Below are 12,487 nucleotides of genomic sequence, written 5' to 3'. Positions count from 1 at the left end.
GTCTGCGCCAGGTACGTCTTGCCGCAGCCGGTCGGGCCGAGCATCAGGATATTCGACTTGGCGATCTCGACCGGCTCGTCCTTGGCGTCCTTCTGCCCGGTCTTGGTCTCGTTCTGGATGCGCTTGTAGTGGTTGTAGACCGCCACGGCGAGCGAGCGCTTGGCATCCTCTTGGCCGATGACGTAGCTGTCGAGGAAGTCGTGGATCTCCGCAGGCTTGGGCAGCTCGTCGAGCTTGACGTCGCCGGCCTCGGCCAGCTCCTCCTCGATGATCTCGTTGCAGAGGTCGATGCATTCATCGCAGATGTACACGCCGGGGCCGGCGATGAGCTTCTTCACCTGCTTCTGGCTCTTTCCGCAGAAAGAACACTTGAGCAGGTCTCCGCCGTCACCGATACGTGCCATGACCGCTGACCTTTGTCCCCTCCGGCCCACTCAGGTGAGTGCGCCTGCTGTGTGGCGTCCGCGCCTGGGAACCCCCCCGCACCTCGGGTTCGTTCACCCGATGTGCGGGCCCATGCCCGTCCGTTGCCCTCGACGGTACCTGCCAACCCCCGCGGAGCGGGAGATCCCGCACCCGGCGCGGCCGATTCCGATCGAAAGTCCTAGCTATCTACGGTAAGCCCAGAAGGCCCCGCGTGTCGGTCACTTTCGTGCTGAATTCGTCCGCGCCGGGTCGAAAGGTCTAGCCCTTGGCCGACAGCTTGCGGTACGGCAGGACCTCATCGATGATGCCGTAGTCCTTCGCCTCGGCCGCGGTGAGGATCTTGTCGCGCTCGATGTCGGAGCGGACCTGGGTCTCGTCCTTGCCGGTGTGGCGGGCCAGGGTGATCTCCAGCAGCGCGCGGACGCGCTGGATCTCGGCGGCCTGGATCTCCAGGTCGGAGACCTGGCCGTAGACACCCTCGGTTGAGGGCTGGTGGATCATCACGCGGGCGTTGGGAAGGGCGAACCGCTTGCCCGGGGTGCCCGCCGCCAGCAGCACGGCCGCCGCCGAGGCCGCCTGACCCAGGCAGAACGTCTGGATGTCGGGACGGACGTACTGCATGGTGTCGTAGATGGCCATCAGCGAAGTGAACGAGCCACCCGGCGAGTTGATGTACATCGTGATGTCCCGGTCGGGGTCGGCCGACTCCAGGTAGATCAGCTGCGCCATGACGTCGTTGGCCGACGCGTCGTCGATCTGCACGCCGAGGAAGATGACCCGCTCTTCGAACAGCTTGTTATACGGGTTCGATTCCTTGACCCCGTAGCTCGTGCGCTCGACGAAAGACGGCAGCACGTAGCGGGACTGGGGAAGCTGCATTCCACTCACAAGTAGCTCCTGTCTTGGCTTATCAGCCGTGGCACGCGGCGAGGCCGTCAGTTGGTGTTGGGGGCCTGCGTCGCGCGGGACACCACGTGGTCGATGAAGCCGTACTCCTTGGCCTCCTCGGCCGTGAACCACCGGTCACGGTCGGCGTCGGCGGTGATCTTCTCGACGGTCTGACCCGTCTGCTCCGCGGTGATGAGCGCCATCTCGTGCTTCCACTTCGCGTAGACCTGCGCGCGGATCGCGATGTCGGACGCGGTTCCGCCGACACCCGCGGACGGCTGGTGCATCATGATCCGCGCGTGCTTCAGGGCGTAGCGCTTGCCAGGGGTGCCCGAGGCCAGCAGGAACTGGCCCATGGACGCCGCCAGGCCCATGCCCCAGGTCGCCACGTCGGGCTCGATGAGCTCCATCGTGTCGTAGATCGCCATGCCCGCGGTGACCGATCCGCCCGGCGAGTTGATGTAGAAGGTGATGTCCTTCTCCGGGTCCTCGGCCGCGAGCAGCAGCAGCTGCGCGGTGATCCGGTTGGCGATGTCGTCATCGACCTCGGAGCCGAGGAAGACGATGCGCTCACGGAGCAGCCGCTCGTACACCGAGTCGTTCAGGTTGAGCCCCGCGGTGGCGGACCGCATGTGGGGCGAGAGGTGCTGCGTCACGTCTGCCTGCCTTCTCCCAAATTCATACGAACCAGTGATCTCGTAACCGACACTAACGAAGGCGGGCGGCGCCGACTTCCCGACACCGCCCACTTTCGCTCAGAGCGTCAAAGCTATTTCCTCGGCTACTCGGCCGCGGCCACCTCGGGGGCCGGCGCATCCTCGACCTTGCCGAAGAGCTCTTCCAGATCGACCTTGTTGCCCGAGGCGTCGGTCACCGTGGCCTGGCGCACGACCGAGGCCAGCGCCTTGCCGCGGCGCACGTCGGCGAAGATGGCGCCGAGCTGGCCGGACTGCTGCGCGCGCTGGACGTACTCGTCCGGGCTCACGCCGAAGCGCTGCGCCTGGTAGATGATCCGCTCGGTCAGCTCGCCGTCGTTGACCTGGACCTGCTCGGCCTCGGCGATCGAGTCCAGGATGAGCTGGGTCCGGACCGCCTTCTCGGCGTCGGCGCGGACCTCGGTGTCGAAGTCCTCGCGGGTCTGGTCCTGGGTGGCCAGGAACTCGTTGAGCTTGTCCTGGTCGTGGTCGAACGAGTGCACCGCGTCGTGCTGGCGGGAGTCGACCTCGGCCTCGACGACCTTCTCCGGCAGCGGCACCTCGACGGTCTCGAGGAGAGCCTCGAGGACCTTGTCGCGGGCCTGCACGCCCTGCTGCATCTTCTTGACGCGGGTGAGGCGCTCGTGCAGGTCGACGCGCAGCTCCTCGATGGTGTCGAACTCGCTGGCCAACTGGGCGAAGTCGTCGTCGGCCTCGGGCAGCTCGCGCACCTTGACCGACTGCACGGTGACCGCGACGTCGGCTTCCTTGCCCGCGAACTCGCCCGCGACCAGGGTGGTGGTGAAGTGCTTGGGCTCGCCGACGGCCGCGCCGAGCAGGGCCTCGTCGATGCCGTCGATCAGCTCGCCGGAGCCGACCTCGTAGGACAGGCCGCTCGTCTTGGCCTCCTCGACGTCCTTGCCGTCGACGGTGGCCGACAGGTCAATGGAGACGAAGTCGCCGGACTCGACGGGACGGTCGGCGCCGGTCAGGGTGCCGAAGCGGGCGCGCAGCTCGTCAAGCTGCTCGTCGACCTCGCTGTCGGCGAGCTCCAAGTCGTCCACGGTGACCGCGAACTCGCCGAAGGCGGGGATGGTGAGGTCGGGGCGGACGTCGACCTCGGCGGTGAAGGCGAGGTGGTCGCCGTCCTCGAGCTTGGTGACCTCGATGTCCGGCTGACCGAGCGCCTTCACCTCAACGGCGGTGAGGGCTTCCATGTACTTGGCCGGGATGGCCTCGTTGACGACCTCGTCGAGGATCGGCGCGCGCCCGATGCGCGACTCGATAACCCTGGCGGGAGCCTTGCCCGGACGGAAGCCCGGGATGCGGACCTGGCTGGCGAGCTTGCGGTATGCGCGGTCGAAGTTCGGCTTGAGCTCGTCGAACGGCACCTCGACGTTGATCCGTACCCGCGTCGGGCTCAGGTGCTCGACGGTGCTCTTCAACGTGATCTCCTTGACGACTGTGACAGCTGATGCGTCCCGGGCACGAAACGGCGGCCGGGGTCGATCCCCGAGTCTAGGCGAGCTTGCCCAGGTCGGAGACAGCCGGGGTGCGCAGTGCGGGAAGCACCTCGGCGCCGAGGCGTTCGACGGTCTTCAGTGTGCGCTCCGGATCACCGGTCGCCTCCACCATCGCGATGACGTGCCCGATCCCGGTTCGACGCGCGCTCCGGTCCAGAACTTCCGCGCAGTACTGCGGGTCCCCCACCGGATGCAGGTCGCACAGCAGCCGCGCGTAGGCCTCGGGATCGCGGCTCGGCCGGGGTCGTCCGTCGACCGGCACGTGCGCGGCGAGGCCTTCGCGTAGCCAGCCGGGCATCGCGGACATGACCTCGGCCACGGCCTGCTCGCGGCTCTCGGCGATGTGGGCGACGACCGCGGACACGTGCGGGGCGTCCTGGGGGCCGCACGCCTGGCGGTACCGCTCGACCATGGCGCGCTTGTCGTCGTCGCCGATGTGCATCCCGAGGAGCATCGGCAGGCCGCGGGCGGCGGCGAGGTCGACGGTCGCGGGTGAGGTGGCGGCGACGGTGACCGGGGGGTGCGGCTTGGTCGTCGGGGCCGGGACGACCGGGACTTCGCGGAACGGGAACCAGCGGTCGCCGGAGACCGTGGCGCCGGTCATGGTCCGGAGGAGCAGGTCGAGGCCGTCGGGGAAGCCCTCTTCGTAGCGGGGCACGCCGCTTTGGAAGACCTCCAGGTCGACCAGGGGGCTGCCGCGGCCGACGCCGAGCCGGAGGCGTCCGGCGGAGAGCGCGTCGAGCAGGAGGGCCCGCTCCCCCAGGGCGACGGGGTGGGCGGTGCTGAGCACGCTCACCGCGGTGCCCACGGCGATGCGGGTGGTGGCGCCGAGGGCGTGCGCGGCGAAGGTCAGCGCGTCCGGGCAGGTGCCGTAGGGCATGAAGTGGTGTTCGGCGATCCAGGCGCTGTCGAGCCCGGCTTGTTCGGCGGCGAGGATCGCGCGATGGGCACGGTCGAGTGATTCGTGGTCGCTCTGGTGGGGGAAGCGGGGGGCGAGAACGAACAGTCCGAAGATCACTCTCCATGGCTCTACCGGGTGCGTGGGCTGGTTGATACCGGCGTCCGGGTGACCTGATTTGACCCGAATCGGTGATGTTGATCAGGTTCTCTTGTTCAGCGTTCAAGGGGCCGGTAGGGAAGGAGAGACCGCACTACTTGGAGGTTCGATGTCTCTCGATGTGCCCGCCGACCTGCTGGCCGCCGCCGAACGTGGCCCTGTCGCCGACGCCGAGTTCGTGGAGTGCGTGCGCACCTCACTTCCGTATGCGTGGGAGGTGATCTCCTCGGTCGCGGATGGTTTGGCGAGGAGCGTGGACGGGTTCGCCGACCATGAGGTCCCGCCGCCGAGCGAGGTGGAGCGCGGGCAGTTGCTGCGCGCTCTGGCGTCGGATTCGATCCGGGGTGGTTTGGAGCGCCACTTCGGGATGAAGTTGGCGTTCCAGAACTGTCACCGCGTCGGCGGCTTCGCCCCGTCCGCGGTCGACAGCGAGCGCTACCGCGCTTTCATCTCCCCGCGCGGCCAACTCCTCAACCAGTCCCCCGAACTCCGCGACTGCTAAACCTCACAAGGCTCCCTCGTCCACTGGACGAGGGAGCCGAGGGGAAGCGGTGGATCGGGGATGACCACCGCCTCACCAGAAGACGGAGGCGATCACCTCGCCACCCACCCACCAGACAAGCGCAGCAACCCCGCACTCCGCCAGGCAAGCGCAGCGATGCCGGATTCCGCCAGGCAAGCGCAGCGATGCCACACTCCGGTAGGGCTGGGTCGGGCGTGCTGATCGCACCGTGGGGGTCCGGGGGGCTCGGCCCCCCGGGTTAACACAACGGGCGACGTGGCCTGCGCTCTCCGCAGGCACACGTCGCCCATCGTCCGTCGGGGTGACAGGATTTGAACCTGCGACCCTTCGCTCCCAAAGCGAATGCGCTACCAAGCTGCGCCACACCCCGGGGTCGTGCGCGATCAGCGTAGCGGTACCGCTAGGCTGGTCTCCGTTGCCGGGTCGCCCGGCGCACGCGGGCGTAGCTCAATGGTAGAGCCCTAGTCTTCCAAACTAGCTACGCGGGTTCGATTCCCGTCGCCCGCTCGGTTTCGGTGGCGGTGAGGTCCTTCTGGATCTTGCCGCCACTTCCTTACGGGGCACCGTTTCCCGGTACTTCGTGGCAATATTTTTCGCGAGTGTCATGCACCACAGCCAGTCGGGTGATATAAGACCCCTTTCGGCACGGGGTCATGGTGTTCCCATGATCGACTCGGTATCCAGTAGCTATGTCGCAATCCGGCTACCACTTCATTCAGGACGTGCGATCGGCTCAACGCACCGTCGTCGCGACGAGCACTGTGGTGTTCGATGACGCGGGGTTGCTGCTGATGCTTCGTCGCCGGGATTCCTCCGGCTCTGTCAGTCATCACCTTCCTCAGGGCCCGGCGTTCGCGGGCGAGTCGGTCGCGGTCGCCGCGGGTCGGGTCGTCGCGGAGGCGACCGGGGTCGATATCGAGATCACCGGGTTGGTCGGGATCTATGACGATCCGTCGTCGGCCGAGCAACTCGCGCTGTGTTTCCGGGGTCGGCCGGTGGGTGGTCGGCTCGGTGCGGACGCGGTGTGGGTCGAGCCGGAGCGGCTCGACGAGTTGGATGTGCCCGTGTCAGTGCGTCGTCGGGTCGAGCATGGGCTTGACGTGAGTGAGCCGTTCTTCCACTGAGACTCCCGTGGCGCCGGAAATCCCGTGGCGCCGGGCGCTCGGGGCGCGTAGACACCGAGTGTGGCCAACGACGACTACTCGATCCGTCCGCTGACCGGTGACGACCTTCCGGAGTTCTCGGCGCTACTCGCCAAAGCGTTCCTCAGTGACGACAACGTCGACAGCATGGTGGAGTCCGAGCGGCTGGTCTTCGAACCGGAGCGGTCGCTCGCGGTGGTCGCGGAGGGGCGGTTCGCGGGTGTCGGCCAGATCCTGACCCGGTCGGTGTGTGTGCCGGGTCGGGGTCAGACTCCGGTCGCCGCGGTCACCTCGGTCGGTGTCGCGACCGATCACCGGCGGCGCGGGGTGCTCACCCGGCTGATGCGTGCGCAGCTGCACGGGTTGCATGAGTCGGGCGCGGAGCCGATCGCGGCACTGTGGGCGAGTGAGGCGGCGATCTACGGGCGGTTCGGGTACGGCGGGGCCACCGATTTCGTGAGTTACGAGATCACCGCGAAGACGCCGTTCCGCCCTGGGGTCGATCTCGGCGTCGACCGTGTGCGGGAGTTGCCTCGCGAAGAGGTACTGCCCGTCATCCGGCCGCTTTATGACCGGTACGCGGCAACGAGGGTCGGCATGCTGGGTCGCGGCGACGGCCACTGGGCGTACCACCTGCTCGACTCGGAGCAGCGCCGCGCCGGTGCCTCACGATTGCGGTTCGCCGTGCACCCGGACGGTTACGCCGCCTACCGGGTCAAGAGCGCGTGGACCGAACGCGGTCCGGACGGCCGCGTGTCGGTGCGTGAGCTGGTGGCTAACACCCCGCAGGCGTATGCCGCGCTTGTCCGGCACCTGCTCGACGTCGATCTGATCGGCTGGGTCGACTACAACGCGGGCGTGGACGACCCGCTGCCGCTGCTCCTGCAGACACCCAGGGCCGCGGGCTGCTCGCGGTACGACGGGATGTTCGTGCGGCTGGTGGACATAGACCGGGCGTTGCCGACACGCTCTTACGCGAGCGCGGTGGATGTCGTGTTGGAGGTGGCCGACGAGTTCTGCCCGTGGAACGCGGGCCGCTGGCGGTTCACGGTGGACGCTGGCGGCGCCGCTGAGGTCACGCGCAGCACCGACGAGCCGGATGTGTCCACGAGCACGACCGACCTCGCGGCGGCCTTCCTGGGCGGCACCCGGGTGGCGACGCTGGCGGCGGCCGGTCGGGTTCGTGAGCACACGCCGGGTGCCGTGGCGGCGCTGTCGGCGGCGTTCCTGGGCGAGCGTGAGCCCGTGTGTCTTGAGGTGTTCTGAGCGGCGTCGCGGGAACCCCGGCGGTACCGTCCGGCGTTGAGCCTTGTGAGACGCGTTCAAGGCCACCTGGAGGGTCGCGATGACCGAATCGGCTGTGCTGCTGCTGCTCATCGTCGTGGTCGTCGCGGTCGCGCTGTTCTCCATGCGTGGCCGCGCGGGCGCGCGCCGCAACCAGTTAGAGGACGCCCAGGCCGACGCCCGGCGCTGGGTGGAGCGGCTGGGTGGCCAGGTGATGAACCTGACCGGCACCAACGAGCCGTCCAAGCAGGCCATGGCTGACGCCTCGGAGCGGTACACCGCGGCCGGGTCGCAGATGGAACAGGCGAAGACGGTCGAGCAGTGTCGGCTGGTCACGAAGACGGCCCTGGAAGGCCTGTACTACGTCCGCGCGGCTCGGGGCGCGATGGGGATCGACCCGGGGCCGGAGCTGCCGGTGGACCCGGAGGCTCGGCGCGCGGGGCAGGTCACCGAGGACCGGCGGGTGAGCGTGGAGGGGCACGACTACGAGGCCTCGCCCGCGCCTGGGCGCAACACGCCGCACTACTACCCGGGCGGGCGCGTGGCCGGTCGGCCGGTGCCGCAGGGTTGGTACAGCGAGCCTTGGTGGAAGCCCGCCCTGGTGGCCGGCGCATGGGGCATGGGCTCGGTGCTGCTGTTCAGCGCCATGTTCTCCGGGATGGCCGGAATCGCCGGCGCCCAGGCCTGGGAGTCCGGGTACGACGCCGGGCAGGAGGACGCCATGGGCGGCGGCGAGGGCGACATGGGCGGCGACGCCGGTGGCGACATGGGCGGCTTCGGCGACATGGGCGGCGGCTTCGACTTCTAACCCGCGAGTCCCCAGTTCCCGACAACGAGTTCCCAGTTCCCGACAGCCAAGTGCCCGCGTTCGCATCTGACTCGGGATAGCCGGGACGTCGCGAGGTGCGAACTCGTTGTCGGGAACCTGGAACTCGTTGTCGGGAACTGGGGACTCGCGGTTAGGTGGGTTGGCAGGTGGGGCACCAGAAGAGGTTGCGGGCGGCCAGGACCTTGGCTGCCACCTCGGTTCCGCACACCAGGCAGGGTTGGCCCGCGCGGCGGTAGACGTAGACCTCGCCGCCGTGGCGGTCCTTGCGTGGGGCGCGGCCGGTTGCCTTGGGGAGATCCTCGTCGCGGACTGTGTCGATTCGGTTGCGGCGGACGCCTTGGCGCATCAGGGTGACCAGGTCCGACCACATGTCTGTCCACAGTGTCCGGTCCAGCGCGCGGCCGGGGGTCATCGGGTGCAGGCCGTGGCGGAAGAGGAGTTCCGCTCGGTAGACGTTGCCGACCCCGGCGATCACCGACTGGTCCATCAGCGCCACCGCGACCGGTGTGCGCGAGCGGGAGATCCGGTCCCACGCCTTGCCTGGGTCGGCGTCGCGACGCAGCGGATCCGGGCCCAGGCGGTCGCGTAGGGCCTTGACCTCCGCGCGGGTCAGGATCTCGCAGGTGTTGGGACCGCGCAGGTCCGCCCAGTGGGTGTGGCCGACGAGGCGCAGGCGCACTTGGCCCACCGGCGGCGGAGCCGGGACCAGTGCGCCATCGAACGTGCCATAGAGGCCCAGGTGGACGTGGACGATCGTCTCCGGTCCGAAGACATGGAACAGGTGCTTGCCGTGCGCTTCCGCGCGGACGAGCACGTGACCGTCCACAAGGGACGCTCCGGCGGCGAAGCGTCCCTGTGGACTCGACACCTCGACCGGCGCACCGGCGAACTGCTTCTGGTGCGTCCGGGCGAGGCGGTGCAGCGTGTGGCCCTCGGGCACTACGGCAGGACGGGCGGCTCGCCGGTCCGCTCGTAGTCGTCGAGCAGCGCGATGCGACGGCCGTGGCGCTCGTCGGTGGAGAACGGCGTCGCGAGGAACGCCTCGACGATCGCCGTGGCCTCCTCGGTGGTGTGCTGACGCGCGCCGAGGCCGATGACCTGGGCGTTGTTGTGCTCGCGGCACAGCTTGGCGATGTCGACGCTCCAGGCGAGGGCCGCACGGCAGCCCTTGACCTTGTTCGCCGCGATCTGCTCGCCGTTGCCGGAACCGCCGATCACGATGCCGAGGCTGCCCTCGTCGGCGACAACGCGCCGGGCGGTCTCAATGCAGAACGGCGGATAGTCGTCCTGCGCGTCGTACTCGTGCGGGCCGACGTCGGTGACGTCGTGCCCGGCGGCGGTGAGGTGGTCGATGAGGTGGGCCTTCAGCTCGAAGCCCGCATGGTCTGAACCCAGGTAGACACGCACGGGCGCAGTGTGCCATCCCGTCACCCGTTCGGCCGTGCCGAGGCGGCCTGGAAAGCTGACCGGGTGACGGATCCCTCATTCGACCAGGCAGGCTTCGACGTGCGCGTGGAGTGGGGGCTCGACGGCGTCGCCGTGCTGGCCCGCTCGTGCGCGGTCCTGGTGATCGTCGACGTCTTGTCTTTCTCCGCCTCGGTGGACATCGCCGTCTCGCGCGGCGGGCGTGTCCTCCCGGTGCGCTACCGCGACGAACGCGGCGAGGCAGAGGCGCGGGCGGCGGGCGCGGCGCTGCCCGGGGACGGGCCGTGGACGCTGCGGCCCTCGTCGCTGGTCGACCTGCCCGAGGGGACGTTCCTGGCGCTCCCCTCCCCCAACGGCGCGACGCTGAGCGCGGCGGCCGCCGAGACCGGCGTGCCCGTGCTGGCCGGCTGCCTTCGCAACGCCCCCGCCGTCGCGAAGGCCGCGAAGAGCGGTCCTGTCGGGATCGTGGCCGCCGCGGAACGCTGGGGCCATGTCGGTGCCCTGCGGCCGTGCGTGGAGGACCAGTTGGGCGCCGGGGCCATCGCCCACGCGCTGGGCGGGGCGCTCTCACCGGAGGCGCGGCTGGCCGAGGCGGCGTACCTCGCCTTCGCCGACTACCTTCCCGCGATCCTGCGGGAGTGCTCCTCGGGCCGTGAGCTGATCGCGGGCGGCAACGCGGGTGACGTGGACCTGGCGTCCCGACACGCCGTGAGCACGACCGTGCCGCGACTCGTCGAGGGAGTATTCGAGTCATGAGGTGGATCGAGACAGCTGATGGAGTCCTCGCCCGGCGCTACCCCGAACTCGATCAGACTCTCGGTCTGGTCGTGGGCCAGGAGCGCTGCCTGGTGATCGACACCGGCCCCGACGAGACGCACGGGCTCGAGTGGTCCGCCGCGATCCGGGAGATCACCCCGTTGCCGTGGACGATCGTGATCACCCACGCTCATTGGGACCACTTTCTCGGCACCAGCCCGTTCCTGCCCGCGCCGATCTGGGCGCACGCCCGCTGCCGCCGCGAGATGGCGGTGTCGACGGGCGCGCAGGTCGAGTCGTGGGCGGCCAAGTACCGCGACCAGAACAAGCCCGGACTCGCCGAGCGGCTGGAGAGCGCGCGGGTGGTGTTGCCGGATCACGACACCGGCGACCGCACCGTGCTCGACCTGGGCGGGCGGAGCGTCGAACTGATACACCCCGGCCTCGGCCACACCGATCACGACGTGATCGTCCACATCCCCGACGCCGCCGTCGTCTTCGCGGGCGACCTGGTCGAGGAGGGCGCGCCGCCGTCGGTCGGCGAGGACAGCCACCCCGGGCACTGGCCCGCCGCACTCGACGTCCTGCTCGCGCTGAACCCGCGGGTGGTGGTGCCGGGCCACGGCGAACCGGTCGACGCCGGGTTCGTCGTGGCCCAGCGCGCGGCTATCGCTGGATCGACTTCACCTCGGTGAACTCCTCCAGGCCGTACTTGCCCAGCTCGCGGCCGTTGCCGGACTGCTTGTAGCCGCCGAAGGGCGCCAGGGCGTTGAACGCGCCGCCGTTGACGTCGACCTGGCCGGTGCGCAGGCGCTTCGCCACCGCGATGGCCCGGTCCTGGTCGCCGGAGAACACCGCGCCGGCGAGGCCGTAGATCGTGGAGTTGGCGATGGACACGGCCTCGTCCTCGTCGGCGTACGGGAGGATCGACAGCACCGGCCCGAAGATCTCCTCCTGCGCGATCCGCATGTCCGACCGCACCCCGGCGAACACCGTCGGCGGGGCGTACGCGCCGCGTTCGGGCAGGTCGGCGGCCGAATACGCGAGGGTCGCGCCTTCCTCCTGGCCCACCTTGATGTAGTCGAGGACTCGGTCACGCTGGGCGGCCGACGACATCGGGCCGACCCTGGTCGCCGCGTCCAGCGGGTCGCCGACGGTGTACTTGGCCGCGGCGGCCGCGGCGAGTTCGACGGCCTGGTCGTGCAGGGCGGCCGGGACGAGCATCCGGGTCCACGCGGTGCAGGTCTGGCCGCCGTTGATGTAGGTGTTGGCCACGCCGATCTTCACCGCGCGCGCCAGGTCGGCGTCGTCGAGCACGACGTTGGCGGACTTGCCGCCCAGCTCCAGCGCGACCCGCTTGACCGTCTCGGACGCGGCCTGGGTGACCAGCTTGCCCGCGTTCGTGGAGCCGGTGAACGAGACCATGTCGATGCCCGGGTGCCGGGAGATCGCCTCGCCGACGACCGGGCCGGTGCCGTGCACGAGGTTGACGACGCCGTCCGGGATGCCCGCCTCGGCGAGGATCTCCAGGAACAGGTTGGCGTTGAGCGGGGCGACCTCGCTCGGCTTGAGCACGACGGTGTTGCCCGCGGCCAGCGCGGGGGCGACCTTCGCGACGATCTGGTGCAGCGGGTAGTTCCACGGCGTGATCGCGCCGACGACCCCGACCGGCTCACGCAGGACCAGCGAGTTGCCGATCTCCTCGGCGAAGGAGTAGCCGTTCTCGATCAGGCTCGCGATGCCCGCCGACGTGGCCGCGGGCAGGCTCGCCTGGACCTTGGTCGAGAACGACAGCGGGGAACCCATCTCCGCGGTGATCGTCGCGGCCAGCTCGTCGCGGCGGGCGGCGATGCCCTCGGAGACCCGGCGGATGGCGGCGGCGCGCTCGGCCGGGCTGGTCGCCGACCAGGCGGCGAACGCCGCGGTCGCGGCCTCGACC

The 12,487-nt window shown here is 69.5% G+C and carries 14 protein-coding genes and 2 tRNA genes; 7 read left to right on the top strand and 9 right to left on the bottom strand.

Annotated features, from left to right (window positions below):
• From ACRDSQ_RS17175 to ACRDSQ_RS17155, 5 genes are all read right to left on the bottom strand, one after another.
• Window positions 1-404: ClpX C4-type zinc finger protein (locus ACRDSQ_RS17175; RefSeq protein ID WP_431422359.1), on the bottom strand; the 404-nt coding region annotated here is incomplete at its 3' end.
• Window positions 405-684: 280 nt separating this feature from the next.
• A complete protein-coding gene (locus ACRDSQ_RS17170; protein WP_431422360.1) occupies window positions 685-1,305 on the bottom strand; it encodes an ATP-dependent Clp protease proteolytic subunit in 621 nt (206 codons plus the stop codon).
• Window positions 1,306-1,361: 56 nt separating this feature from the next.
• A complete protein-coding gene (locus ACRDSQ_RS17165) occupies window positions 1,362-1,970 on the bottom strand; it encodes an ATP-dependent Clp protease proteolytic subunit (protein WP_187222781.1) in 609 nt (202 codons plus the stop codon).
• A gap of 125 nt (window positions 1,971-2,095) precedes the next feature.
• Complete coding sequence (gene tig, locus ACRDSQ_RS17160) at window positions 2,096-3,454, bottom strand: trigger factor (RefSeq protein WP_431422358.1); 1,359 nt, start codon at window positions 3,452-3,454, stop codon at window positions 2,096-2,098.
• A gap of 73 nt (window positions 3,455-3,527) precedes the next feature.
• Window positions 3,528-4,550 carry an LLM class flavin-dependent oxidoreductase gene (locus ACRDSQ_RS17155; RefSeq protein ID WP_431422356.1) on the bottom strand — a complete coding sequence of 341 codons (1,023 nt, stop codon included), beginning with the start codon at window positions 4,548-4,550 and terminating at the stop codon, window positions 3,528-3,530.
• 148 nt (window positions 4,551-4,698) lie between these two features.
• On the opposite strand from ACRDSQ_RS17155, the gene ACRDSQ_RS17150 reads away from it, so the two are divergent.
• Entirely contained in the window at window positions 4,699-5,091 is a 393-nt protein-coding gene (locus ACRDSQ_RS17150) for an SCO5389 family protein (protein ID WP_431422355.1), read from the top strand.
• Between the two features lie 317 nt (window positions 5,092-5,408).
• On the opposite strand, the gene ACRDSQ_RS17145 is transcribed toward ACRDSQ_RS17150, so the two are convergent.
• Window positions 5,409-5,482: transfer RNA gene (locus ACRDSQ_RS17145), tRNA-Pro, on the bottom strand.
• A gap of 66 nt (window positions 5,483-5,548) precedes the next feature.
• Here ACRDSQ_RS17145 and ACRDSQ_RS17140 point away from each other — a divergent pair.
• The 4 genes from ACRDSQ_RS17140 to ACRDSQ_RS17125 all read left to right on the top strand — a co-directional run bounded on the left by ACRDSQ_RS17140 (window position 5,549) and on the right by ACRDSQ_RS17125 (window position 8,346).
• Window positions 5,549-5,619: transfer RNA gene (locus tag ACRDSQ_RS17140), tRNA-Gly, on the top strand.
• Window positions 5,620-5,834: 215 nt separating this feature from the next.
• Window positions 5,835-6,236: an NUDIX hydrolase gene (locus ACRDSQ_RS17135; RefSeq protein ID WP_431422352.1), complete on the top strand. Its 402-nt coding sequence runs from the start codon at window positions 5,835-5,837 to the stop codon at window positions 6,234-6,236.
• Window positions 6,237-6,296: 60 nt separating this feature from the next.
• Entirely contained in the window at window positions 6,297-7,520 is a 1,224-nt protein-coding gene (locus ACRDSQ_RS17130) for a GNAT family N-acetyltransferase (RefSeq protein WP_431422351.1), read from the top strand.
• Window positions 7,521-7,599: 79 nt separating this feature from the next.
• The gene (locus tag ACRDSQ_RS17125; RefSeq protein WP_431422349.1) at window positions 7,600-8,346 is read left to right on the top strand and encodes a hypothetical protein; all 747 of its coding nucleotides are present in this window, start codon (window positions 7,600-7,602) and stop codon (window positions 8,344-8,346) included.
• A gap of 151 nt (window positions 8,347-8,497) precedes the next feature.
• On the opposite strand, the gene ACRDSQ_RS17120 is transcribed toward ACRDSQ_RS17125, so the two are convergent.
• Together ACRDSQ_RS17120 and ACRDSQ_RS17115 are read right to left on the bottom strand one after the other, a co-directional pair.
• Window positions 8,498-9,307 carry an Fpg/Nei family DNA glycosylase gene (locus tag ACRDSQ_RS17120; RefSeq protein ID WP_431422348.1) on the bottom strand — a complete coding sequence of 270 codons (810 nt, stop codon included), beginning with the start codon at window positions 9,305-9,307 and terminating at the stop codon, window positions 8,498-8,500.
• Window positions 9,307-9,774, bottom strand: a complete 468-nt coding sequence (locus ACRDSQ_RS17115; RefSeq protein WP_431422346.1) for a ribose-5-phosphate isomerase — start codon at window positions 9,772-9,774, stop codon at window positions 9,307-9,309. The genes ACRDSQ_RS17120 and ACRDSQ_RS17115 overlap by 1 nt, the downstream gene beginning before the upstream one ends.
• Before the next feature lie 63 nt (window positions 9,775-9,837).
• On the opposite strand from ACRDSQ_RS17115, the gene ACRDSQ_RS17110 reads away from it, so the two are divergent.
• Both ACRDSQ_RS17110 and ACRDSQ_RS17105 read left to right on the top strand, forming a co-directional pair.
• A complete protein-coding gene (locus ACRDSQ_RS17110; protein ID WP_431422344.1) occupies window positions 9,838-10,548 on the top strand; it encodes a 2-phosphosulfolactate phosphatase in 711 nt (236 codons plus the stop codon).
• Complete coding sequence (locus ACRDSQ_RS17105) at window positions 10,545-11,243, top strand: MBL fold metallo-hydrolase (protein ID WP_431422343.1); 699 nt, start codon at window positions 10,545-10,547, stop codon at window positions 11,241-11,243. Before ACRDSQ_RS17110 ends, ACRDSQ_RS17105 begins: the two co-directional genes overlap by 4 nt.
• Here ACRDSQ_RS17105 and ACRDSQ_RS17100 read toward each other — a convergent pair.
• Window positions 11,215-12,487: aldehyde dehydrogenase family protein (locus tag ACRDSQ_RS17100; protein ID WP_431422341.1), on the bottom strand; the 1,273-nt coding region annotated here is incomplete at its 5' end. The genes ACRDSQ_RS17105 and ACRDSQ_RS17100 overlap by 29 nt on opposite strands.

Source organism: Actinokineospora sp. (genome assembly GCF_050699995.1).
Taxonomy (GTDB): domain Bacteria; phylum Actinomycetota; class Actinomycetes; order Mycobacteriales; family Pseudonocardiaceae; genus Actinokineospora.
The sequence above is the reverse complement of the archived record's forward strand: the minus strand, read 5'-3'. Positions and strand labels throughout refer to the sequence as shown.